The sequence below is a fragment of the Boudabousia tangfeifanii genome, assembly GCF_001856685.1.
Taxonomy (GTDB): domain Bacteria; phylum Actinomycetota; class Actinomycetes; order Actinomycetales; family Actinomycetaceae; genus Boudabousia; species Boudabousia tangfeifanii.
The window spans coordinates 365,078-388,922 of sequence record NZ_CP017812.1; the positions used below are offsets into that span (position 1 = coordinate 365,078).

The window sequence follows — 23,845 nt, forward strand, 5'->3', positions numbered from 1 at the left end:
AGCCCACATTTGAGAATTGAACATAGAGGTTTAGGTTCGTAAGAACCATAGCGGGGTAGGGGACAATAGTTTCCTACCCCGCTAAACTATGAACAACTCTTCCAAAACACCGAGGAATACATGGCAACCAGAACCACCAAAGCACCAAAATCCAATGCGCCAACCCCAAATGATAAAAAGCGCAACTGGATTCACCTGCTAGGCGTCCTCTGCGTCCTCGGCGGTGTCGCCATCATGGCCTACCCCGTAATCGCCACCCTCATCATCAACTACTCCCAAATGCAAGCGTCCGAAAAAGTACGCGAAGCAACCATCCACGAGTTCAATGACGACCAACGGAAAAAACTCATCGAAGACGCCCACGAATACAACAAACAACTCGTATCCGGGCCCATCCTCGACCCCTTCCTACAAAGAGTTGCACCAAACACCAAACTCTACCGAGACTACCTAAAATACCTAAACTTTGACGGCATCATCGGCTCCGTAGACATCCCCGAAATCAACGTCAACCTACCCATCTACCACGGCACCTTCGACGACGCCCTCAACCGCGGCGCCGGGCACCTCTTCGGCTCAGCCCTACCAATCGGCGGCAACAACACCCACTCCATCATCACCGCCCACTCCGGCCTCGGCTCAGCCACCATGTTCGACAACCTGCCCAAGCTCAAAGTAGGTGACCCCATCTACCTGCACGTCGGCGGACAAACCCTCAAATACGACGTTCGAAACACCGAAACCGTGCTCCCAACCAACACCAAGTCACTCAACATGGAGCCCGGAAAAGACCTCGTCACCCTCATCACCTGCACCCCCTACGGCATCAACACCCACCGACTACTCGTCCACGCCGAACGAGCCCCACTCGACCCCAAAGAAGAAGAAAAAGTCAACAGCCAGCCCGTCTACCAAATCTGGCAAAACTGGATGATCCTACCTATCGTCATCAGCGTCTTCTTACTCTCACTGCTCTTCATCCCACCCAAGAAAAAACGCAAAAAAGATGACGAGCAGCCAAAGCCCCCAGTAGCACCCCCAAACTCCCTAGCACTGCCAGACGCAGCCCCAGAAGCGACAGCTAACGCCCAAGCCGGTTCAACTACTGGCGCGTCAGCACCAGTAGACCAGCCAGAAAACGCTACTCAAAACGCCTTGTCATCGCCCCGCGCAGAAAATACCGAGGGCGAAAACCAACAACCGTCAGAAACAGAGACCGCAACCTCCGAACAGGCGCCAAACCGGAAATCCGTCCTCGGCAAAGAAAGCCAAGAAGTAGGAGCTCCAAATAATGACGAAAAGGCCCCTGTAAGCGACGAACAGACAAGCCATGCCCCAGAACAAGCAGCGGAAACTCCCAAGCGGAAATACCCCTCGCGACGTGAACTTCGGGCACAACGCGGCAACGGCCAAAACTAACTCGACCCTAAACCAAGCCGCCGCTCACAACTCGCAACCAAAGCCATTTTGTAGCCAAACACGTTTGCGCTTTAAGGGTAGAGCAGATTCCTATCACAGCGTGCGCGTCCCTATACGCATCTCGAAGTAGGAGTCTTTACTTTTCGAGGCTCAGCAACAACTAGCTCCAGCGAGTTCAGGTCTATGCAGCAAAAGGGTGGTTGCGTGAACTCCAACAAGAGTTACGCAACCACCCAACAAGGAAGGTGGCCGAGCCTCTAAGAGACTCGGCCACCTAACTGCTAAATGCTAGTCGCAGTAGCGAACTTCATTCTTGACCAAACGGTAGATGAAGGCTGCCATAGCGTCACGGGCAATCGGCTGGCGAGGACGGAACGTGCCGTCAGCCCAACCAGTCGAAATGCCGGCTTCACGTGCCCAGCTCATCGCCTTGCTGAACAGCATCGACGAGTTAACATCACGGAAAATCATGATGTTAGGAACTGGAGCCTGGTAAAGCTTCGGGCTAACAGACTTCGAAACACGTTCAGGATACTTCTCAGCGAAACGGTAGAGGAACGCAGCCATAGCGTCACGGTTAACGCTCGCGTGAGGACGGAACGTGCCATCATCCCAACCAGTCGAAATACCGATGCTCTTCATCCAAGTGATCTGGCGGATGAATGGGTTATTCATCGGCACATCACGGAAAGGAGCAGTCGAAACATTGACCTGTGGGCTACCAGCCAAACGGTACAAGAACGCAGCCATTGCCTGACGTTCAATCGGTAGCAACGGACGGAAAGTACCATCTGCCCAACCAGTAGTGATCTCACGCCATGCCAACCAATCGATCTCGCCGGAGAACAAGTCATTACGACCCACATCCTTGAAGCGAGCAAATGGAGGGACCGGAGCGTGCTTCGACTTCACCGGAGTACAAATCTTCGGATCAGGCTTTGGCACAGGCTTAGGTTCAGGCTTGACCGGGGTCGGTTTCGGCTCTGGCTTAGGCTTTGGCTCTGGCTTGACCGGGGTCGGTTTCGGTTCTGGCTTTGGCTGTGGCTTTGGCTCTGGCTTGACCGGGGTCGGTTTCGGTTCTGGCTTTGGCTGTGGCTTTGGCTCTGGCTTGACCGGAGTTGGCTTGGGCTCTGGCTTTGGCTGTGGCTTTGGCTCAGGCTTAACCGGAGGAAGCGGCTTAGGAGCAGGCTTCGGATCTGGCTTAACCGGGGTCGGTTCTGGCTTTACTGGAGGCTGCGGCTTAGGCTCAGGCTTCACCGGTGGCTGCGGCTTCGGCTCAGGCTTAACCGGTGGCTTGGGCTGTTCCGGAGTTGGCTTTACCGGAGGCTTAGGAGCCGGGGTTGGCTCTGGCTTCGGTGCCGGTTCCTTGGTTGGCTCAGGCTTGACCGGAGGATTCGGCTTAACCGGAGGAAGCGGCTTCGGCTCTGGCTTCGGATCAGGCAAAACCGGGGTCGGTTCTGGCTTTACCGGTGGCTTAGGAGCTGGAGTCGGCTCTGGCTTTACCGGAGGCTTCGGCTGTTCCGGAGTTGGCTTTACCGGTGGCTTCGGAGCCGGGGTCGGCTCTGGCTTTACCGGAGGAACTGGGGTTGGGGCCGGAGTCGGTTCAACGGTAGGTTCCTTAGTCGGTTCAGGCTTTACCGGAGGAACTGGAGCCGGAGTTGGTTCAACGGTTGGTTCCTTGGTTGGCTCAGGAGCCGGGGTAGGAGCTGGAGTTGGCTCTACAGTTGGTTCTGTAGTTGGCTCAACAGTTGGTTCCTTAGTCGGTTCCGGAGTCGGTTCCTTAGTTGGCTCAGGGGTGGGCTCAACGCTTGGCTCTGGGGTTGGCTCAGGCTGCTTAACCTTTACCGGTAGAGTCAAACCGTAGACGCCTGGGTAGCCGACTCGCAAAGTGGTTTCACCAGTCAAATCTGCTGGCAAAGTAACTTCGAGTTCGTGCGCACCAGCGCCCGCCTTCTTCTGTGCGACTACCTTGCGGCCATCGCCCAACCAAACGGTCAAGTAAGCATCGTCGCCACCATCTGGCAAGCCAGCAACCTTAACCTTCACGGTGCCACCAGCGGTGGCTTCCAAAGGTTCAGCAACGGTCGAAGCAGGAGTATCCGAGATCTCCTTGCCATCGAAGCTGGCAGTAGCGGTCACGCTGTCACCAGCACAATCGCCGAGTAGTCGGATTTCTGCAGCACCACCGAACTGGTCACCATTGTGGGAGTTTAGTTCCTGCAAAGTGACGTAACGAGCATTCAACGGCTGGTTGAAAGTTACGCGCTGTGCCTGCGGCGAGTTTTCGAAACGACCTGAAGCAACAGCTTCACCCCAAGCACTCTTCTCTGGACTGTTGGCAACATAAACCTTGTAGTCCTTCGCACGAGTATTTGGCATATCCTGACGTGGCAAGTATTCCAAGCCACTGATCAAGCACCGCTTACCAGCATCGAGAGTCATGAAGTGTGGGAAGTTAGGCTGAGCTCCCTGCCACTGGGTGTGCCAGAAAGTAGCTGGATTACCGTCAACAGCGTGCTTTGCGCGACCATTGTTGCCGTTGTCTTCACCAGTGGCTTCTTCTGAATCGAAAGCAGCTACAGTTAGCGGTGAAATCTGCTTGCCGAGGCCGGTGCTGTCCTTAGCCAAAACATTCAACTCTGTTTCAGCAGTGCGCTTACCCTGCTTGGCAACGAGTTTCCACAAGTTGGAATCGAAATCTTCCGGCAAAGTTACTTCGAGTGAAGCGGTAGCGTCCTCGCCTGGCTTAACGGTGCCAAGCACACGACCACCAAGTACTACGGAAGTATTCACCTTTGGACGGAAACCGGTGATCTTCACGGTGACGCGATCGCCAGCATAAGCGGCGGTTGGTTCTACCTTGACAGTAGCTTCTTGTGAAGCATCCCAACCGTCATCAGTCAAAACGTCGTCGATTACAGCTGGACGGGCCGGCTGAGTGACTGGTGCTGGATCAGGCAAAGTTGGGGTTGGAGCCAAAGAAACATTGTGAGCAACAGTTAGGTGTGCGCCCTCTGGGCCCATGCCTGCTTCCTTAGCTGCAACTGCCAACGCCACAGTGTTCTTGCCACGCATGTTCAACCACTGCGACGGAATAGTGAATTCCTTCTGAGGGCCAATATCACCAATGTAAACGCCAGTGTTGTGTCCGTTTACGTAGATGGTTACCTGTGAACGGTCACCACGGTTGGCATCAAATCGCTTCGAATCCAAAGTCAACTTCAGGGCGGTGTCCTGCGTGGTTGGGACATTCAAATCGAAATCAGAACGGTACCAAGCAACACCAGGAGCATCAGCATGTAGGTTCTCGACAGGCAACCAAGCATCAGCTGGGTGGGTCGGATCCATCCAGTTAGCTAGTTCACCGTGCAAACCACCGTAGTTGTACATGGTGTTAGCCTTATCAGCTTGATCAACGGTAGCGCCATTACCCTTCCAGGTAACAGTACCGTTGGCGCCAAGGTCGGCATCCTGCAAACCACGGTTCTGGCGGGACAAACCATTGTCAGACCAGTCAAGGTTCTGACCTAGGTTGTTAACCAAAACCGATACAACAGCTGGTTGGCCAGAGGTCAAAGCGCCTGATGGCACATTAACAGTGTTCCAACCGCCAGCTGCAGGGTAAGCGCCGGCGTACTGACCATTAACCCAAACCTGCATGAAGCCAGGGTTACGACCGTGTCCGGGAACGCCAGAACCGGCATTTCCCTTCAAACGGATAGTCGAAGTGTTAGTGCCAGCGGTGTAGTGAGCGCGGTACCAAACTGAACCTTCAAGGAAACCATTGTGGTTCGAGTCCAGCACAATGTTCTGAGAGGAAGGACGCTGCCATTGATGGCTTGGAGTGGTGGAGGTCAAAGCCTTCCACGACGAGTCATCGAAATCTTTGGCAGCTTCTGGAGCGCCATCACGCTTCACCCATTCCAGGGTAGGCAACTGGACAGCTTGAGGGGCCGAGGTCGCACCGGTGGCGCGGCCGCCTTCTGCAGTCCAATCTGTGCCATTCCAGGAAACCGCGGTGACACCCTTAGGCAAGATTACCTTGGCATTTTGAGCCGAGGCCGTAGAACCGGAGAGCAAAGCCTTATCGCCCTCGTACTTAACGGTACGAGCCAAATCAACGCCTTCGACGGCGATCGGCAAGTTCTTGCCGCCCTTTTCACCTTCGATTACCCAAACGTGGTCAGCGTAGCTACGGCTGAGGACACGCAAGGTCAACTTACCCTTCGCAGCATCGTCACCCTTCGGGGTGATGGTGATGTCCTGCGGTTCATCTTTGTAAGTGAAGTTGACGCGAAGTTCGCCCTTTTCAGCATTCCAAGTGTGCTCACCGCCAGAAACTGTTGGCTCAGCAGCATACTTGAAGACCATTTCACCACCATCACCGGAAGTACCAGTCACGTACTGCAACTTGCCGTCGGCTACCTCAATTGGGGACCAGAAGAGTTCTGCAGTCGAGTAGTACAAGTTGTGGTCGGCGATCTTGGTATCAGCCACCACGTTCAAAGAGTCACGACCGTGGATGGTGAGCTTCAAGCCTTCCTTCTGCGGAATCTTCGGCCACGAGATTTCGCCCGCATTGGCTTCATTTTCTTCCGCAGGGGTGAGAGTGTAGATCTTTACTGCGTCCATCGCACCAAAGGTGCCGGATGAGCCTTCGAAGGCCTTGCCGTCATTGACTACCTTGACAGTGTGACGCTTCTTAGCGAGGTCACGCTTGGAGAAGATGACCTGTTGTGGCTTCGCATTCTTGATCACTTCTTCTTGAGTCTTCCCGACTTCTTGACCGTCTACGAAGACGGTCTGTCGGCCGTGGTTTTCTGAGAAAGCCGAGATGATTTCAAATCCGGTTCCCTCAAACGAGAACTCGTAGTAATCGCCCTTGGTCTTCGAGAAGGATTCATCCTTGTTGATGTCACCAGCAGTCCAAGTCTTACCACTGGCATGTTCCCAATTACCGTGGAAGTTGAAGAACGACTTGTCCGTGTTGTTGTGGACTACGGGTGCGTTCTCATCTACTTCGCCGAGGACGTTGAAAGCATCGATTTCGACGTCGGTGCCTTCGCCGCCTTCATTAGCGGGTTCGCCTAGTACCTCGACCTTGACCGTGTGCTGGCCGGGGGTGAGGTTCTGGATGATTGCTGCCTTCTTTTGGGCTGGCTTGTTCTGGTCGGATTCGACCCAAGCGTTGAAGGTACCCTTCGGTGCGTCGTCAATGTAAACCTTGAACTTACCGGCGCGGGTCGAGGTCGGGGTGATGACTTCGATGCCGGAACCGTTGAAGGTGTAGCTGACGGTGTTGCCGCGGGTGCTCGAACGCTTGAAGCCACCCTGGTAGGCGGTTGAATCAGCGTGTTCGGTCCAAGTACCGGAGTACTTTACGGCCTCGTCACGTTCGTCAGCATTGAAACCGTTCTTGGCATCACGTGCCTGTCCCAAGCTGAGTGGGAAGGTGAAGTGAGTGGTATTGGTGTCGTTTGAGTTGTTCAAACGGAAACCGAGGTAACGAGCACCATTGCCGGTGACCGAAGGAGCGCTAGCAGCTTGACGCTGGTAGGCCTTAATCGCGCTACCATCCGAGCTGACTCGGGGAGCCGCAACAGGGTTGGCCTGAGTCAACGGCTGGAAAGCCTTCTGGAAGTAACCGATGGACTTCTGAGTCAAGAACTTCGGAGTAATGGTACGGTCTTCGGTTAGAGCCGCACCGTAATCGTAGCTGGTGAAGCCCGAAGCAGGAGCGCCGGTCCAACCCCAGTTAGTGCCACCGTAAATCATGTAGTACGAGAAGGCCGTAACACCGTTGCCGATATTGGTTGTGCCCCACTGACGAGTAAAGGCGGGGTCGACATAACGACGGCATTGATCCACGTTGAAGTTTGCGCCCCAAGGGGTGAAAGCGCCACCCTGGCCTTCCACGATGAACTGTGGTGCGTTCTGTTCGAAACGGCGGAAGGTAGATTCCGTATCGGAGATGGTGCGACGGCCAGCCCCACAGTTGAATCCGTTGGGGTAGGTGTCGTAAGCGTAGAAATCTAGTCCGGAGTTCTTGGCATTTGCGCCACTGAAGCGGCCGCCCAAACCCCAGTCATTGTGGAAGAAAGGCACGTCGATGCCGTCGGACTTAACCTGAGCAGTCAACTGCTTCATGAAGTTCCGGCGATTGCTGTCATCGTTCGGCATTTCGTTCTCAACCTGGTAAAGGATCAAAGAACCCTTGCCGCTGGTGATCAGGTGCTTCTTCGCGATCTGGTTGAAAGCGTGTAGCCAAGCTTTGGACTGTTCAGCGTACTTTACGGAACGGAGGGAAGAACCGTCCTTGTTAGCCATCCAAGCAGGAAGACCACCCATCGAGATTTCAGCGTTCACGTATGGGCCAGGGCGGGCAATAATGTAAAGCCCTTCTTCCTTGGCCATTGTCATCAACTTGTCGATGTCTTTAACGCCTGTTTCAAAATCGAATGGCCCGTTTTCCTTGGGCTGATGTAAGCCCCAGAAGAAGTACAAAGACACGGCATTGAAGCCGGCAGCCTTCATCTTCTGCAGGAGGTCACGCCAGTGCTCTGGGGAAGGCAAACGCCAGTGGTGGAATTCGCCAGCCCAAATATTGATTCGTTCACCGTCGATCTTGAACGAGTTCTTGTCATAAGTGACGGTGTGTGCCCGGCCATCATTGCCAGGGAACTTCACTGTAGAACGGGGGACCGCGAAAGCCGGGTCAGCACCCTGGGCACCGTCCTGTGGGGCAGCAGTAGCACTCGGTACTACCATCACTGCACCCGCAGACGCCACAGAGAGGGCACTAGCAGCGGCAATCAACGATTTACCGAACCGTCCTGCGCCGTTGAATGAGGTTCTCATCTAGTTTTCTCCAACTACTTTGTCGGTTTACCGCAAAATGCGGCAGTTTCGACATCTATCTTACCGCAAAAAAGCACTAATAGTCAGGCCGAAAGTAATAATTGGTAGGCGAGAAATAAGGGATAAGCGCTAGCTGCTCCTTTCTGCAAATTTATTCGTCAAATTGCTTAACTATTACCGATAGCTTCAATTCTTGGTAAACTCTTAGTCAAGCTGTCATTGTTTTGTGGTCATTGAGCTTCAGAACCATCGGACCTACTTAAGGGGACAATATGGACTATCAGGCGCAATTAGATAACCAGACAATCTGTGAACTGATCGTAGATGAGCTCAGAAAAGGACCAGCCACACGTCGTGAGCTTTGCTTTCAGCTAGGGTATTCGCGAACCACGATCGGTCGCGCCCTCGAAAAACTGTTCTCGCAACAGGTGATCGAAGTAATCTACGAAAATGCTTCTGGCCGAGGACGTCCAGCAGAAAAACTCCAACTAGCCACAAAGACCGTTCATGCGATTGGGATGGATATTTCTCGACGCCGAGGGATAGCGGTGGCAATTAACCGTTTGGGTGAAACTCTGGCGGTAGTTCAAACCTTTGGGATTGAACAGGATGACTGGCCCCAAGCGCTGGAAGAATTGTGTCAAAAGCTCGCCGACCAACTTTCAACTGCTGGTTGCAACGACGCGGCAGTAAGTTACGTGGGGGTAGGGGTGCCGATCCCGATTGGATGTGATGCGTGGGCTAAACGCGATGAGCCCGGCACGCTAGTGAATAAGCTTCAGAAGCAGATCCACCAGCATTGGGAAACCACCATTTTGGTAGATAACACGATCCGAATGGCCGCCCTCGGTGAGGCACGTTGGGGTGCCGGGAAAGATTTATCCTCCCAGTTCTACATTCGAATTAGTGGCGGCATTGTTGGTTGCGCTACCGTGCGAAATGTGATTTCGACTGGGGCTCACGGCTATGCGGGCGAGATCGGGCACATTGGAGTGCCGGGAAGTCAAAAGAAATGCTATTGCGGCAAAACCGGTTGTCTTGAAACGGTTGCTAGCGTTGACGCTATCTGTGAACACGCACAACTCGATAATCTGGCACTTTTCCCAGTAATTTTGGCTGACGAAAATCATCCACAGCATCAAAGTGTCAGCGAAGCAATCGAGCTGGCAGTTGACTCTTTGGCTTGGGTTTGCGCCAATTCGGTGATGTTGCTTGACCCTTCCCAGATTGTTTTAGCGGGTGCTGTGCCCTGCTTGTTGCCAGACTTTGTGGAGCAGGTCGAAACAGCCATGCAAAAGCACCTAATTTCTGATTTATTTCGTGATACCAAGGTAGTTCTTACTAAACTAGACTCCGAAGGGGCAGCTCGCGGCGCCATTGCTGCAGCTCAAACCTACTTGCATCAAAACGAAGTCAACCGCACGATGGCAGAAAGGCAACGGGGAGATTCAGATGACTACCGCGGCACCGATTAAACGGACTCGTTTACCGTTTTCGGTTGTATCAAAACCTACCGGAGCCGCCTGTAATCTTGACTGTAGCTACTGCTTCTTCCTTTCCAAAGAACTGCTCTATGATGCCAAAAATCAGAGCATGAGCGAGGAAAACCTAGAACTTTATATTCGCGAATGGGCGGCGGCACAGCCCGATGGGGAAGTCACCCTCTTGTGGCAAGGTGGGGAACCAACTCTGCGGGGCCTCGACTTTTTCCGTCGCGCAGTTGAACTTTGCGACCAGTACGCACGTCCCGCCCAAAAGATCGTGCATGCCATCCAAACCAACGGCACCCTGATCACTGACGAATGGGCCCAGTTCCTCAAAGAACATGATTTCCTAGTCGGGATCTCCATAGATGGCCCAGCCGAACTGCATGACGCATACCGAGTGAATAAAGCCGGAAGAGGCACCCACGCCCTCGTCAAGCGAGGCTGGGATCGACTACAGGCGGCCGGGGTGCGCTGCAATATCCTGTGCACGGTGCACCACGCTAACGAAGATCATGGGCTCGAGGTTTACCGCTATTTCCGGGACGAACTGGGGGCCAACTACCTGCAGTTCATTCCGATCGTTGAACGCGTAATGAAGGCCGACTTGCCTGCGGCCGAGGCCGGCTGGCGGACCGACCAGGGCGAAAAGCTGCTCTACCAGCAAAATGGTGATGCGGTCACTTCTCGCTCCGTGGACCCGCAAAAATACGGCCAGTTCTTAACCGAGATTTTCGAAGAATGGCGTCAACACGATGTCGGCGAGGTTTATGTCCAAGACTTCGACTCGGCCCTTTCGGCCATTTTCAACACCTACCCGGTTTGTGTGCACGCACCAGAATGCGGCAATAACTTTGCGATGGAGTTCAATGCAGACGTTTATGCCTGCGACCACTGGGTTGAGCCCGACTATTTGCTAGGCAATTTGGCCGACAATTCTTTCGCAGACTTGGCAGCCACCCCCACCATGCGCGAGTTTTCGAAGAAAAAGACCATCCAGCTTACCCATCAGTGCCAGCGTTGCCCCGTCTTGCGCTTCTGCCACGGTGGATGCCCCAAGGACCGCTTCGTACCTAGCATTGATGGCGAGGACGGCCAGAACTACTTGTGCCCCGGATACTACAGTTTTTATCAACACATTCGCCCAGACTTGATTGCTATGGCCAGATTGCTGCGTTCTAACCAAGCCCCGGCGTTAATCATGGACGAGGGCGTCCGCGCCCGTTTCCGTCCGACCCCAAGGAGGTAACGCAAAATGGAACTAGTTTTGACCGCCAGCCTAGTCGGGATTGGCGTCGGCATTGTGGTGGGCGCATTGGGTGCCGGGGGAGGCATTCTTTCGGTTCCGATCTTGACCTACCTGTTGGGCCAGTCGCCGCACGCCGCGACCAACGGTTCCTTGGTGATTGTGGCCGTAACCGCTTTGGTGGCATTGCCGGGTAAGGCCAAGCGAGGTCAAGTGAAATGGGTGGATGGTGCAATTTTTGGTGCTCTTTCTACCATTGGGGCTATTATTGGCCGACAGATTAACCACATGCTTGGTGGTGGGCAGCTTTTCACGCTCTTTGGCATCCTGCTTTTGGGCGTTAGCGTCTACATGTTCTACAACGGCCATCAGCGAGCCCTGCTAGAGGCCGGTAAAAGCAAAAAGGCTCCGGTAGAACCTACTGGGGAACGCAACCTCGTGTTGGTGATTTTGGCGGCCACCGCGACCGGCTTGTTAACCGGTTTGTTTGGTGTGGGTGGCGGTTTCGCTGTCGTTCCAGTGTTGATGATTGTCATGAAGTTCAACATGCGCGAGGCTTCAGGAACCTCGCTGCTAGTCATGATCATTGCTGCTGCCGTCTCAATGTTGACGGGCATTGTCCAGCACAGCTTCCACGTTGACTGGGCCACGGTTTTGCTCTTCACCGTGGGTTCGTCGGTTGGTGGTCTTATCGGTGGTCCACTCTCGCAAAAAGCCAAGGCTTCCACTCTCACCTACATCTTTGGGGTGCTGTTGGTATTGGTTGCGCTCTACACCTTGGCTAAGACGCTCGTTTTCTAGTTTTTTTGGTTGGCCGAGGTCGTCCCTGGTTCGGTCCGTCCCCGATCTTGGCTAGGTTTGTTCCCGCCCTCGGCTGGGCTTGTCTTCCTCCTCGGCTGGGCTTGCCTTCGTCCGAGGCCGCCCCCTTCCCGCGATCGGCTGGCCCATTCCCGCCTTTGAGCGGACATGCATCCCCGCCCTCGGCCCTGAAACTGCCGGTATGGCGCCCAAGGCGAGCGAATAATAGGCGAGGGAATACAAGGCGGATAAATACGCAAAGACGAGCGAATACCAGGCGAGCGAATAACAGGCGAGGGAATGCAAGGCGGATAAATACGCAAAGACGAGGGGCGGAAGCAGCTACTTACTGCTTCCGCCCCTCGTTTAGTTTTGCCTAGTTCAGGACTTGTGGCCAGTTACTACCATCTTCATGATGTTCAGGTTGAACGACATGAAGGAGAGGAACTGCAGAATCACACACCTGCGCTTGAACAGGGTGCTCTTCGTCGGCAGTGGTGCCGAGCTTAGATCCGCAAAAACTGGCTTTTCATAGGTGATTTCTTCGTTTTCGCTCATGATCTCACTCCGGAATTAGCTGCCAGCCTGGCAGGGCTTTTGCCTTGTAAATAAAGAGTAGGTGGAGCATGTACTTCACCCAGTGGCCACCAAGACCGATACGACCATTGGTCTGTTTGATGTTGCGCCCGGTGGGGGTGCGAGTGTAGTCGGGGACTACTGGCATCATGGTCATGGAGGCGGCGGACCCCTTGAGGGCACCGAGGCCGGTCGAGGCGACACAGGCGGCGCCAAGGTTTGCCAGCGAGGCACGCTCGGCGGCGGCATTTGGGCCTTCCTTGATGCGCTTGGCGATGGTCTTCGCGGCGGTCTTGCCCATCACACCCGATGGCATACCGGTACGTGGTGGGGCGGGGGCAATCATGCGGCCCGAGGGCGACTGCCGTGGCTTCGAAATCGCGTGCGGTGGGGCAAAAGCAATGCCCACAGCGAAGATATTCGGGTAGCCAACGCACTCGTAAGTGTTGGGCCAGTCCTCAGCCCGCCACTCTTCGTACGGCTTCGGCGTGTAGTTTGCGTCGACCTTCATGAAGCCGCTGGGGGCGAAGATGTCAGCAGTCATGTCGTTGCCATCCTTATCGACTGCGGTCAAGGGCTGACCGGTGAAAGGTGGCAGCAACATGGCGAAGTCGTAGGGGAGTTCGTGGTGAGTGCCATCGAGGGTTTCGTAGCGAATCACGTCCTTGGTGATTTCAGTGCAAGCAGCCCCCAAGATTGGCTTTACCTTGCGCTCGCGGAAGAGGGAAGAAGCCCATAGTTCAGAACTGGTTTCAAAACCGCTCTCAACGAACTTCATGCCGTCAACCCCGAAGTCACCAAGCTGCTTTTCATTGGTGAGGTAAACCAGCTCGGCGTTATCGCGAACACCGGCTTCACGTAGTTGATGTTCGACATTGAAGGTGTACTCGAAGGCGGCACCTTCACAGGTGCAAACGCCAGAGCCCATGCCAACTACGAGGGTGCGCTTAGCACCGCCCTTCATTTCCTTAATGACTTTTTCGAGTTCGGCAGAGCATTCAACGGCATGTTCGGCTGAACAAACTGAGTAGGTGTTACCAGCGTCAGGGCCGAGACCAGGGGTTGCTCCGAAGTTTAGTCGGGGACCGGTAGCGTTAATCAGGTAGTCGTATTCGAGTTGTGCGACTTCGCCCTTACGCTTTGGATCCGTGTATTCGATTTCTACGAAAGGCCGCGAATGTGAGTTGTCACCTTGAGGGTGAATGACTCGGCCTGCAGCTTGGTGGAATTCAATTCCCTTCCGCTTGTAAATCGGAGCCAGTTTGAAAGTGACATCCTTTGCTGTCATCTTTCCAACGCCCACCCAAATGTTAGAAGGAATCCAGTTCCACTTTGAATTGGGGGAAACAACTACTACGCGATGTTCTTTTTCGAGCATGCGGCGTAGATGCAGGGCGGCAGTATGCCCTGAGATACCGGCACCGAGGATAACAATGTCTGCCATCTTGATCCTCCTTGTTCTAACCAACTAGTGGCTCGCATCTTTGCTAAGCCCAAAGTCCCAGTTTGGTTAGCTACATCATATCTGCCTTTAATGGCTATGTCCATTTATTTAGCTGATTACTTTTTCTAAAAATGTTTGAAGCTGGAGGTGATCGAGTAGAAATTAAATGGGCTGGAGAAAGGGTTGGGTGTGGTCGTAGGGTCAGCGGCTAGTTTTGCTTAAACCAAAAGGGTGGGGTTGTTCCCAAACAAACTTGGGAACAACCCCACCCTTAAGCTAAGTAATGCTTTGGCGATTATTTGCCAAACAATTAGCGGGTGCTATTACTTTCAGCCAGCCAAAGCTGCCTGGACTGGGCCGAGGACGAAGTAGAGGATAAACAAGGCGGAAACGATCCACATGAGTGGGTGGATTTCCTTGAACTTGCCACGTCCTAGCTTGATCACGAAGAAGGAAACGAAGCCCATGCCGATACCCACGGTGATGGAGTAAGCGAATGGCATGAACGCAATCGTGAGGAAGGCTGGGATGGCGATTTCTGGGTCGCGCCAATCGATTTCAGCTACCTGGGTCATCATCAAGAAACCAACGAAGACGAGGGCGGTAGTGGCGGCCTCGGAAGGAACCATTTCGACGATCGGGGCGAAGAACATGGATAGAAGGAAGAGGCCACCGGTAACGATATTGGCGAAACCGGTCCGAGCACCTTCACCCACACCAGCGGAAGATTCCACGTAAGCGGTGTTAGAGGAAACGCCACCTAGACCACCGGCAATAGCGGAAAGGGAGTCGATGAGGAGGATCCACTTGGCGCGTGGGGGAGTGCCAGTCTCGTCAAGCAAATCAGCTTCCGCACCGATTGCCACCATGGTGCCCATGGTGTCGAAAAAGTCGGCCAACATGAGCGAGAAGACCAACAAAAGGACGGCCACAAAGCCGAGCTTGTGGAAAGCGCCAAAGAAATCAATCTGACCCAAGGTACCGAAAGATGGCATGGCCACCGGGGAGCCCTGCAGGGCCGGCACGGTGATGCCCCAACCGGTGGGGGCGTCCTCGGACTTAACAGGCAACTGAGCGAAAGCCTGGATAATCATGGCGACAACGGTGGAAGAACCGATGCCGATCAAGATAGCGCCACGCACCTTGTTGACGTAAAGCACGATGGTGACAATCAAACCGATCACGAAGACTAGTGCTGGCCAACCCGAGAGGGAGCCGTTGATGCCAAGCTGAACTGGGGTGCCGCCTGGGCGAATAATGCCAGCGTCAACCAAGCCAATGAAAGCAATGAACAGACCGATACCGACAGAAATGGCAGTCTTAAGCTGAGTTGGAATCGCTTTAAAGACTGCCTCACGGAAACCGGTTAGAACTAGGACGGTAATGGCTACACCTTCCCAGAAAATCAAGCCCATGGCTTCTTGGAAATTCAAGCCCAAGCCGAGGCAAAGAGTGAAGGAAACCATGGCGTTCAGGCCCATACCGGCGGCCATCGCCAATGGGAAGTTGGCGAACACGCCCATGGCGATAGTGGTGATACCAGCGATGAGGGCGGTACCAGCGGCAATTGCGGCTGGTTCGATCCCGAACTCTTTAGTAGCTGGTGCCAAAATGATGGGGTTGATGACCAGAATGTAGGCCATGGCGAAGAAGGTAACTACGCCACCGCGAACTTCGGCGGCGTAAGAGGAGCCGCGAGCGCTGATCTGGAAGAACTTATCAATCGGCCCTTTAGGGGCATTATCGGTCGTGAGTGTCTTAACCGTTTTCACGAGCAATCCTTTGTTCAGTTTGGAAGTGTGACCGGAAATGGCGCACCGTAATAGTGTCCCATAACTGAAAGAGTAAAAGGAAAGTAAATGCAATTTTGTGAATAAATTGTTATCTTTTCTCGAATAGGTCACTTTTTTGCTTGCCGAGGACGGGCTTACTGTAAATTCTCAAGAAAAAGTGAAAAAGTGTGACCGATTTTTGATTACGCGATAAATTACAAAAATAATTTTTATCAGATTGTTACAAAACCGCCATATTCATCATTTATCGCGTGATAAACTGGCTTTGACAACGAAGTCCAACGCAATTTGCGTTTCAGATTTTTGGGAGCTTGTGATGTCTAACGAAAACACCACAGTGTACGTTGACGAAAAACGTGCACGCTTTATTAAGAAGTGGTCGTCCACTCTGATTGCCTTCGGCGAATTCATTGACGGCTACGATTTGACCGTTATTGGCGTGGCCATGGTCTTCCTTTCCAAGGATTTCGCCCTGACCTCCTCCGACAAGGGCCTTTTGGTGGCCGTTTCCTTCATTGGTACTGCAGTTGGCTTGATCGCCTTCGGTGACCTGGCAGACCGCATCGGCCGTAAGAAGGTCTTCGCCTTCAACCTCTGGGTCTTTATTATCACGGCTATTGGTGCCGCCCTGATTACCCAGGTGTGGATGCTTTGGGTAATGCGTTTCTTGATCGGTGTCGCGATTGGTATGGACCTTTCGTGCTCGTCCGCTTTCCTAGCTGAAGTTGCTCCAGCTGCACGTCGTGGCCGCCTCGCTGGCTCGCTACCAAACATCACCTTCATCCTCGGTGCTATTTTCTCCATCTTGATGGCTATTGTCCTTCAGGCCACCGTGTCGGAAGACTACCACTCCTGGATTTGGCGAGGCATGTTCCTCTTCGCTGCGATTCCTTCCTTCCTCGTGTTGATGGGACGTAAGCAGCTACCTGAATCCCCACGCTGGTTGATCCAGAACGGCCGCGAAGAAGAGGCCTACCAGATCCTCAAGGCTCTAGACCTTGACGAAGAAGTTCTTCAGGCCAAGCCAAAGAAGACCAACCGCGAATACCGCAAGCTCTTCAAGGGCGATGCTCGTCGCCGCATGTTGGTTTGCACCGCCTTCTTCATGCTCAACACCACCGCCGGCCCCATCGTTTCCTTCATGGGCCCAGTTATCTTCAACGAAGCTGGCATTAAGGTCACCCAGAACCTATACATCTCCCTCGCAGCTAACTGCATCGGCTTGCTCGCTCTTCTCATCGGCGTCAAGATCATCGATACCGTTAACCGCCGCACCCTCGGCTTGGTTACTGCTGCAGTCCTAACCGCTTCTGCTCTAACCGTCGGCCTCCTCGGCTCCACCTCGAAGATCTTCCTCTTCGGCGGCTTCATCTGCTGGACCTTCGCCACCTGGCTCGGCCCGGCAGTACTCGCCTGGATTTGGTCCGCAGAAGCATACCCAACCGAACTACGTGGTTTCGGCGCTGGTTTGACCCAGGCACTTGCTCGCTTGTGCTCGGCCATCACCGCCTTCATCATCCCTGGTTTGGTTCACGAGTACGGCTACTACGCCATTGCTCCATACGCCACCGTTTACTTCCTCATGTTCTTGCTAGTGCTCGCTAACCCATGGTTGGCTTCCACTAACGAAAGCTTGGAAGCTGTGGCCGAGGGCGAACTCAAGAAGTAAGCTCCCAAAAAATAACCAACTCAGCGGGGTGGGGTGAAAAATCAACACACCCCACCCCGCTTTCAAACTTAATAGTGGTTTAGAAACAACCGAAAACTCAGAAAAAGCAATGCACTACCACCCTTTTGGGCAGCAAGTACCAGATTGGGATTTTGCTAGAATTAGCTCAAGCGCAAAGTAGTGCCACGGGGATGAGCCACCGAAGCTAGATTGAGTCGCAAAGCGTTCTGGCTGCTCAGGCCGTCGGTTACGACCTCGGCCCCAGCGAACCACTTCTGATCCCAATCGGAACGTTCCTGCAGCAAGGCAGCTACCGCCATATGACCCATTTGCTCCAACGGCCAATCCACCGTCGAAAGCTGAATCATGGGCGAACCTGTTTGTTCGAAACCACCGTAGCTAAACAACTGAATAGTGTGCGGAATAGTAACCTCAAGATCGCGAGCCGCAGTCAAAGCACCTAAGGCCAGCAAGTCATTCGCCGCGAAAATCAAATCCGGCAGCTCCCCGTCAGCCAACAGGCGACCGGTGGAGTTATACCCGGCAGGAGTCAACCAAGAATCGGCCTGAACAACCTGATACTTGGCAAACTTCTTCGCAAAAGGTCGCAAGCGCTCCGGGAAAGGCCCCGGACCGGTCAAATAAACCGGCCGTTTGATTTGCTCCGTAGGGATCCGCTCCAGCATCTGCCCAACGCCCTCGCCCTCGGCGATCCCCAAAGAAGCACGACCCGGCAAATCCGAGGCCGGACCACCCGGGTTAAGCCAAACAATCGGGATATCACTTTGGACCAGGAGTTTAAAGACCGCAGGATCGTGGGAGCCGACCTCGACAATCGCGCCGGCCAACTCCACTTCCTGCAAAGTCTTGCGGATAATGTCAGGGATCTCTTCGCGGCGGGTGAGCGGCAACAAAATCGGCAAAACGAAGTAGTGCATTTCGGTGGCTGCTTCAATCGCCGAAAGCAGCAGCTCATTAAAGACCGGCAAGTGCAAAGACTCCGGGATTTCACCCAAGAACAGGCCAATCACCTTACTGGCCTGGTAGCGGAAAGCACGGGCGGCCGCCCTCGGAACATAGCCAACCTGTTCGGCTGCCTCTCTAACCTTCCGAGCGGTCTCCTCCGAGAAACCCAACTCGGCAGCCCGGCCATTCATCACATGCGAAACCGTGCTCAGGGAAACACCGGCAAGCTTGGCAACATCGCTACGATTGGCTCGGGCCATGAAGTTACTCTCCTAAACTCAAAGAAATATCAAGGCCGATTATACTGCTCGAAAGGAACCAAAACATGAGCAAGACCAACAACTCGCGCCCTAACTTCCTGGTGATCCTCACCGATGACCAAGGCCCCTGGGCGATGAGCCGCACCATGCCTGAACTCGTTACCCCCACCGTCGACTCGCTCGTCGCCTCCGGTACCAGCTTCGACAACTTCTACTGCGCGTCGCCTGTTTGCTCGCCCGCACGCGCCTCACTACTAACCGGCCGGATGCCCTCCGCCCACGGCGTTCACGACTGGCTGGTTGGTGAACGACATCCAGACGCCAACGAAGACCACTACCTAGGCGGGCTCCACACCCTGCCCGAAACTCTCAAGCAGAACGGCTACACCTGCGGCATGTCCGGCAAATGGCACGTTGGCACCAGCCAGCATCCCGCCCCGGGCTTCGACTTCTGGTACGCTCACCGCCTTGGTGGCGGCCCCTACTACGGCGCCCCAGTTTGGTCCGAGGACGGAAAGCGCGTCGATGAAGAACGCTACTTCACCTACGCCGTCGCTGATGAAGCAGCCAGCTTCCTTGACCAAATGGGCAGGAAGAAGCGCGAACGTGAATGGGGCCAAGGCTACCGCCAAACCGGACACAACAGCGGTGAAAATGACGGCACAGCCGCAGATCAGAAGCCTGTCGAGGAAAACCCTGAGCCCTTCTACCTCCAGGTAAACTTCACGGCACCACACGACCCATGGCTCGACGCCCACCCGCAAGATCTTTACGATCTCTACGATGGTTGCGACTTCCCGTCGGTTCCACGTGAAGAACCACACCCATGGACTAAGCGTTTCGAAGCAGACTTCAAGGAAGCCTTCGCTAACCCTGTCCCGCATTTGCAAGGTTACGCGGCCTCGCTCTCTGGTGTGGACCGCGCCCTCGCCAGGTTGCTAGAACGCCTCGAAGCCAACGGGCTAGCCGACAACACCATCGTCATCTACATGTCCGATAACGGCTTCTCCTGTGGCCATCACGGCATTTGGGGCAAGGGCAATGGCACCTACCCACTCAACTTCTGGGAAAACTCGGTACGAGTCCCATTCGTCATCTCAATGCCAGGACAAAGCCAGGCCCGACGCGTCTCCGACCATGTTTCGGCCACCAGTTTCTTCCCGACCATCTGCGAACTAGCTGGCATCGAACCAGTCGACGATCCACTCGCCGCTGGCAAGTCCCTCAAGGGCCTCGTTGATGGCAGCCGTCCCGGTGATGGCACCGACTCCGTGGTCATCTTCGACGAATACGGTAGCGGCCGCATGATTCGCAATGGCGACTGGAAGTACATTGACCGTCCAGACGGTATGCCATGCGAACTCTACAACCTCGCCAACGACCCAGAAGAACGCGAGAACTTGGTTGATTCTGCCGACTACGCTGCGCGGGTAGATGAGATGAAGACCGAACTCCACGACTGGTTCGCCGCTCACCAAACTGCCACCGAAAATGCGTGGGGTCGTGACGTTCGCGGACGCGGCCAGGTACACCCACCACGTAAGGGCTACGATGACGCCCGCACCTACGTGCTGGAAAACCTCTGCCTCGACGGTAACCGCGACGAATAAACCCCAATCAGTGCGCCAATAGGTGCCCACCCCAGAACCGCCTGCTAGCATCCGGGCTTCCCGATACCAAGGGGGAAGTGCTAGTAGGCGGTTTTCTTCGTTCCAAACAGTTTCGTGCCGCTCTAAGAATGCACCAAAAGCGCTTTGAGGGCACTTATACGAGCTGCTTAGCTGGAATAAGGCTCATGATACGGCGCAAAGAGATGGAAGAGTCCTAGGGCGTTTGCTGGGTTGCTAGAAGCAATGAGAGTCCCATGCAACTCTTGTTAAGTCCATGCGGGAAGAACCCTGTCGATAAAAATAGTTTTGCCCGACTGGCCTTAGCCAAGTCGGGCAAAACTATTAAGAACTATGCGATTTACTTAGGATCGAAGCAGAACTTAGCAATCACCGGAGCGGCAGCAGCCGGAACATGAGCTTCAACCAAGCCAGGAACAGCGTGGATGAAAGGTGGTTGTTCAGTGGAAGCAGCCTCCTTGGCACCCTTTTCTACCAACTCAATGTGGCGGTGCATCAAACCAGCGCAACCAGAGATGACCACGTTCTGGACACCAAAGATTTCGGCAATGAGAGCCGAAGCGCGACCCACGTCCTCGGAACGACGGCGCAAAAGATCAATCGCAATCTCGTTGCCATCTTCAGCGGCATTAAGAATCTCGATGATGTCGCCTTCCAAGCCGAGTTCGTGAGCACGCTCAACAACACCCTGGTTCGAAAGTAGCTCACCAAAGGTGTGCCAGTTGCCGTCCTTATCCTTGATGCCCAAAGGATCAAGGTAACCGCTCATTTCGTTTTCTGGCTTCCAAACGTTGTAGTTCAACACCTGGGCGACCAAACAAACCGAACCAACGAACAAGTGCAAGAAATCGCTCATGTCAGGTTCAGTCGGGGAAATCAGGTTAGCTTCGGCCTGGGCCTGGGCAGTGGAGGACAAAGTGACCGGCAGACCCTCATTGGTGTGGATCTGGGAAACAAAGTCAACATTCTTCCAACCAAAGACGGTGTGGTTCTTGATGATCCCAGCAGCTTCATCAACCCAAGCAGCGGTACAAATACCGACGCCCAAGATGTGCTCGCGCGGAATCTCATCCTCATCGCACTTAGCTAGTAGTTCAGAGATGATTTCATTGGTTCGAGACACAACGTTAGAGAGTTGCTGATCGTGTGGCTCGAAGATTTTGTGGCTAACCTGAGAAGTCAGGTTAACAACACCAGCCATGATGTAATCGCAACCAATGTGGATAGCGATCGTGACACGGCTATTTTCGCGGATGGTGAGTGGACGTAGGGGACGACCACGACCTTCAATGATGGGGTCACCCTCATTGACAAGTCCTAGTTCATCTAGTTTCACCACCAAACGAGTCAAAGTCGATTGGTTAAGGTCAAGTTCTGCGGCTAATCCAGTACGGGTCTGTTCCCCGCGGATTAGTCGCTGAATAACGGCACCCAGATTAATACTCCGGGCAAACGTCGGTTTAGCAGAACTCCGACCTGAAACTTGTTGTGGCATTCGTGGCTCCTTGCATTTTCTATCACTGCAATGATACTAGGAATTGCAGGGATTTAATAGTCCCTTAAGAGCATAAAGTTCTCACGCTCTGCAAAAAAATGAAAGAGAATTCGCTCTAGGTGTGGAAGCTGTGATCCAAAACATGCAATTTTATGCATTTTGGCCCTTTTTCTGCTCATATGAGCAAAAAAGGTGTTCCGCAAGGCACTAAATTGTTAGCGAAATCAACCCTGTTATCATTTTGTGATATTCGACAAAAACGATATTTAGTTGTTTTAGCTCAATCAATTTGTGCGGAAAAATGAAAAAAGCTGATGGGTGTCCATATTAAATGGACACCCATCAAAAAAGCAAGTTTCCTAGCTCTAAGCGATTAATGCGTTCATTAGGAAGTAGATAATCGAAGAAACTAGGGCAGCGGCTGGGATTGTTAGGAACCAACCAATAACAATGTCTTTGGCGACGTTCCAACGAACCGCTTTCATTGACTTGGTGGCACCGGCACCCATAATGGCGCTGGTAATGGTGTGAGTGGTGGAAATGGGGGAGTGAGTGATGAAAGCAGTGGTGTAAAGAACGCCAGCTGCTACCGTTTCGGCGGCAAAGCCGCGAGCCGGATCGAGTTCGATCATCTTACGACCCAAGGTGCGCATAATGCGCCAACCACCAGAGTATGTGCCAAGGGAAATGGCGAGTGCCGAAGCAATTTTTACTTCCCAAGGAATTACCAAGCCGTTGTTGGCGTCAATCAGATTCCAGTGTTCTGCGTATCCGCCAGCAACCAAAGCCATCACGATAACGCCCATGGTTTTCTGGGCATCCTGTAGACCGTGCCCGAGTGCCATAGCGGCTGCGGAAATGGTCTGCAAGATGCGGAAACGGCGCATTGTACGGTGGTACGGACGATTACGTAGGGTGTAAAGCAGGATCATCATAAAGCCGTAGGCTAAGACGAAACCTACTACCGGCGAAGCGAACATGGGGATGATGACGTGGTCTAGGATGCCTTTCCATTCCACCTGGGTGGAAGAGGCGAGACCAGCGCCAACCAAGCCGCCAATGAGCGCGTGGGATGAAGAAGAAGGTAGGCCGAACCACCAAGTGATCAAGTTCCAAGTGATCGCCCCAACAAGTGCGCCAAGCACAATGATGAGACCGTGAACCTGCATGGTGGCGTCAGTTGATTCGGCAAATTGTTTGACGTTAATGATGCCGTCACCAATTGTTTTTGCCACTTCGGTGCCAAGGAGAGCACCGACGATGTTCATCACTGCGGCCATGCCCAACGCGATACGTGGGGTTAGGGCGCGAGTTGAAACGGAAGTAGCAATCGCATTGGCAGCATCGTGGAAACCGTTAGTGTAGTCAAACGCGAGTGCGATGACCACGACGGTGACCACTAATACTAGGGTTACCGACACGATCAGGACTCCTTAATGGCAACAGATTCAACTGTGTTGGCCAAAGCTTCGAACTTATCCATGGCCTTTTCAAGAGTCTCAATAATGTCTTTCAGCTTGATGACCGTCAAGGGGTCAAGCCCGGCCTCGAAAATTTCGGCCAACATATCGCGATAAATGCGGTCGCCGTAGTTTTCCAGACGGTTGATTTCTACCCAGTAGTCACGTAGGCCTTCCATCTTCCGTAGGCCTGGCATAGCTTCAGCAGTAAGTTCAGCGCAGCGTTGCAACTGAACAACTTGTTCAATAATGCCAGCTGGTAGTTCTTCGAGTTGGTATAGAACGATAAGGTCGCCGGCTTCGTCGGCGTAGTCCATACAATCATCGAGGACGCCAGCTAGTTCGCTAATGTCTTCACGGTCAAGGGGGGTCACGAAAGAAGCGTTAAGTTTTTTGCTGATTTCGTGACGAGTAACGTCTGCTTCATGTTCTACTTCATGAAGGGAATCGCGTAGAACCGCCCGTTCTTCACGGGGGGCAGCTACCAATTTGGCTAGCAGGTCAATCCCGGCGACCAAATGGTTGGCTGACTGGGAAAAGAGGTCAAAAAAAGCTGAGTCTGATGACTTGAAGCTCAGTCCCATGGGGAATCTCCTCATATTCAGGTTGCAGTGCAGTTTTATTCTAGGGCTAAAACGAAAATTTGTTTCCTGCTAGACACAATCTTGTTACCTTTTAGTTATTTTCGTTTACTGATTAGTAAGCAAAGAAGCCAAAATACGGACTACTGTCCTACTTGAGTATCGTTA

14 protein-coding genes are annotated in these 23,845 nt (G+C 53.6%); 6 read left to right on the forward strand and 8 right to left on the reverse strand.

The features are described from left to right. Positions 1-120 precede the first annotated feature (120 nt). The gene (locus tag BK816_RS01415; RefSeq protein ID WP_071163582.1) at positions 121-1,419 is read left to right on the forward strand and encodes a class C sortase; all 1,299 of its coding nucleotides are present in this window, start codon (positions 121-123) and stop codon (positions 1,417-1,419) included. 288 nt (positions 1,420-1,707) lie between these two features. Here BK816_RS01415 and BK816_RS09540 read toward each other — a convergent pair whose 3' ends face one another. After that, complete coding sequence (locus BK816_RS09540) at positions 1,708-8,277, reverse strand: beta-galactosidase (RefSeq protein ID WP_071163583.1); 6,570 nt, start codon at positions 8,275-8,277, stop codon at positions 1,708-1,710. Positions 8,278-8,549: 272 nt separating this feature from the next. Between BK816_RS09540 and BK816_RS01425 the strand changes: the two genes are divergently transcribed. From BK816_RS01425 to BK816_RS01435, 3 genes are read left to right on the forward strand one after another with little or no spacing between them, the layout of a single operon-like run. Then, the gene (locus BK816_RS01425) at positions 8,550-9,752 is read left to right on the forward strand and encodes an ROK family protein (RefSeq protein WP_071163584.1); all 1,203 of its coding nucleotides are present in this window, start codon (positions 8,550-8,552) and stop codon (positions 9,750-9,752) included. After that, positions 9,730-11,010: an anaerobic sulfatase maturase gene (locus tag BK816_RS01430; protein ID WP_071163585.1), complete on the forward strand. Its 1,281-nt coding sequence runs from the start codon at positions 9,730-9,732 to the stop codon at positions 11,008-11,010. Before BK816_RS01425 ends, BK816_RS01430 begins: the two co-directional genes overlap by 23 nt. Before the next feature lie 6 nt (positions 11,011-11,016). Continuing rightward, complete coding sequence (locus tag BK816_RS01435; RefSeq protein WP_071163586.1) at positions 11,017-11,808, forward strand: sulfite exporter TauE/SafE family protein; 792 nt, start codon at positions 11,017-11,019, stop codon at positions 11,806-11,808. A 378-nt stretch (positions 11,809-12,186) separates the two neighbouring features. On the opposite strand, the gene BK816_RS09425 is transcribed toward BK816_RS01435, so the two are convergent. The 3 genes from BK816_RS09425 to BK816_RS01445 all read right to left on the reverse strand — a co-directional run bounded on the left by BK816_RS09425 (position 12,187) and on the right by BK816_RS01445 (position 15,597). After that, positions 12,187-12,363, reverse strand: a complete 177-nt coding sequence (locus BK816_RS09425; protein WP_170299646.1) for a hypothetical protein — start codon at positions 12,361-12,363, stop codon at positions 12,187-12,189. Positions 12,364-12,367: 4 nt separating this feature from the next. Beyond that, entirely contained in the window at positions 12,368-13,825 is a 1,458-nt protein-coding gene (locus BK816_RS01440) for an NAD(P)/FAD-dependent oxidoreductase (RefSeq protein WP_071163587.1), read from the reverse strand. Between the two features lie 329 nt (positions 13,826-14,154). Next, a complete protein-coding gene (locus BK816_RS01445) occupies positions 14,155-15,597 on the reverse strand; it encodes an NCS2 family permease (RefSeq protein ID WP_071163588.1) in 1,443 nt (480 codons plus the stop codon). Positions 15,598-15,934: 337 nt separating this feature from the next. Here BK816_RS01445 and BK816_RS01450 point away from each other — a divergent pair, with 337 nt between their 5' ends. Continuing rightward, positions 15,935-17,287 (forward strand): MFS transporter, encoded by a 1,353-nt coding sequence (locus BK816_RS01450; RefSeq protein ID WP_071163589.1) that lies wholly within the window; start codon positions 15,935-15,937, stop codon positions 17,285-17,287. 161 nt (positions 17,288-17,448) lie between these two features. Here BK816_RS01450 and BK816_RS01455 read toward each other — a convergent pair whose 3' ends face one another. After that, positions 17,449-18,513, reverse strand: a complete 1,065-nt coding sequence (locus BK816_RS01455; RefSeq protein ID WP_071163590.1) for a LacI family DNA-binding transcriptional regulator — start codon at positions 18,511-18,513, stop codon at positions 17,449-17,451. Positions 18,514-18,578: 65 nt separating this feature from the next. On the opposite strand from BK816_RS01455, the gene BK816_RS01460 reads away from it, so the two are divergent. Continuing rightward, on the forward strand, positions 18,579-20,123 hold the full coding sequence (locus BK816_RS01460) for a sulfatase-like hydrolase/transferase (RefSeq protein WP_071163591.1): 1,545 nt from the start codon (positions 18,579-18,581) through the stop codon (positions 20,121-20,123). 358 nt (positions 20,124-20,481) lie between these two features. On the opposite strand, the gene BK816_RS01465 is transcribed toward BK816_RS01460, so the two are convergent. The 3 genes from BK816_RS01465 to BK816_RS01475 form a co-directional block, all read right to left on the reverse strand. Further along, on the reverse strand, positions 20,482-21,636 hold the full coding sequence (locus BK816_RS01465; RefSeq protein ID WP_071163592.1) for an ROK family protein: 1,155 nt from the start codon (positions 21,634-21,636) through the stop codon (positions 20,482-20,484). A 365-nt stretch (positions 21,637-22,001) separates the two neighbouring features. Continuing rightward, positions 22,002-23,057: an inorganic phosphate transporter gene (locus BK816_RS01470; RefSeq protein ID WP_071163593.1), complete on the reverse strand. Its 1,056-nt coding sequence runs from the start codon at positions 23,055-23,057 to the stop codon at positions 22,002-22,004. A 2-nt stretch (positions 23,058-23,059) separates the two neighbouring features. Next, complete coding sequence (locus BK816_RS01475) at positions 23,060-23,680, reverse strand: DUF47 domain-containing protein (protein WP_071163594.1); 621 nt, start codon at positions 23,678-23,680, stop codon at positions 23,060-23,062. Positions 23,681-23,845: the final 165 nt, after the last annotated feature.

Bases quoted from the DNA above. Each gene is read 5' to 3' on its own strand.
- BK816_RS01415 (WP_071163582.1), top strand. From the start codon at position 121: ATGGCAACCAGAACCACCAAAGCACCAAAATCCAATGCGCCAACCCCA.
- BK816_RS09540 (WP_071163583.1), bottom strand. From the start codon at position 8,277: ATGAGAACCTCATTCAACGGCGCAGGACGGTTCGGTAAATCGTTGATT.
- BK816_RS01425 (WP_071163584.1), top strand. From the start codon at position 8,550: ATGGACTATCAGGCGCAATTAGATAACCAGACAATCTGTGAACTGATC.
- BK816_RS01430 (WP_071163585.1), top strand. From the start codon at position 9,730: ATGACTACCGCGGCACCGATTAAACGGACTCGTTTACCGTTTTCGGTT.
- BK816_RS01435 (WP_071163586.1), top strand. From the start codon at position 11,017: ATGGAACTAGTTTTGACCGCCAGCCTAGTCGGGATTGGCGTCGGCATT.
- BK816_RS09425 (WP_170299646.1), bottom strand. From the start codon at position 12,363: ATGAGCGAAAACGAAGAAATCACCTATGAAAAGCCAGTTTTTGCGGAT.
- BK816_RS01440 (WP_071163587.1), bottom strand. From the start codon at position 13,825: ATGGCAGACATTGTTATCCTCGGTGCCGGTATCTCAGGGCATACTGCC.
- BK816_RS01450 (WP_071163589.1), top strand. From the start codon at position 15,935: ATGTCTAACGAAAACACCACAGTGTACGTTGACGAAAAACGTGCACGC.
- BK816_RS01455 (WP_071163590.1), bottom strand. From the start codon at position 18,513: ATGGCCCGAGCCAATCGTAGCGATGTTGCCAAGCTTGCCGGTGTTTCC.
- BK816_RS01460 (WP_071163591.1), top strand. From the start codon at position 18,579: ATGAGCAAGACCAACAACTCGCGCCCTAACTTCCTGGTGATCCTCACC.
- BK816_RS01465 (WP_071163592.1), bottom strand. From the start codon at position 21,636: ATGCCACAACAAGTTTCAGGTCGGAGTTCTGCTAAACCGACGTTTGCC.
- BK816_RS01475 (WP_071163594.1), bottom strand. From the start codon at position 23,680: ATGGGACTGAGCTTCAAGTCATCAGACTCAGCTTTTTTTGACCTCTTT.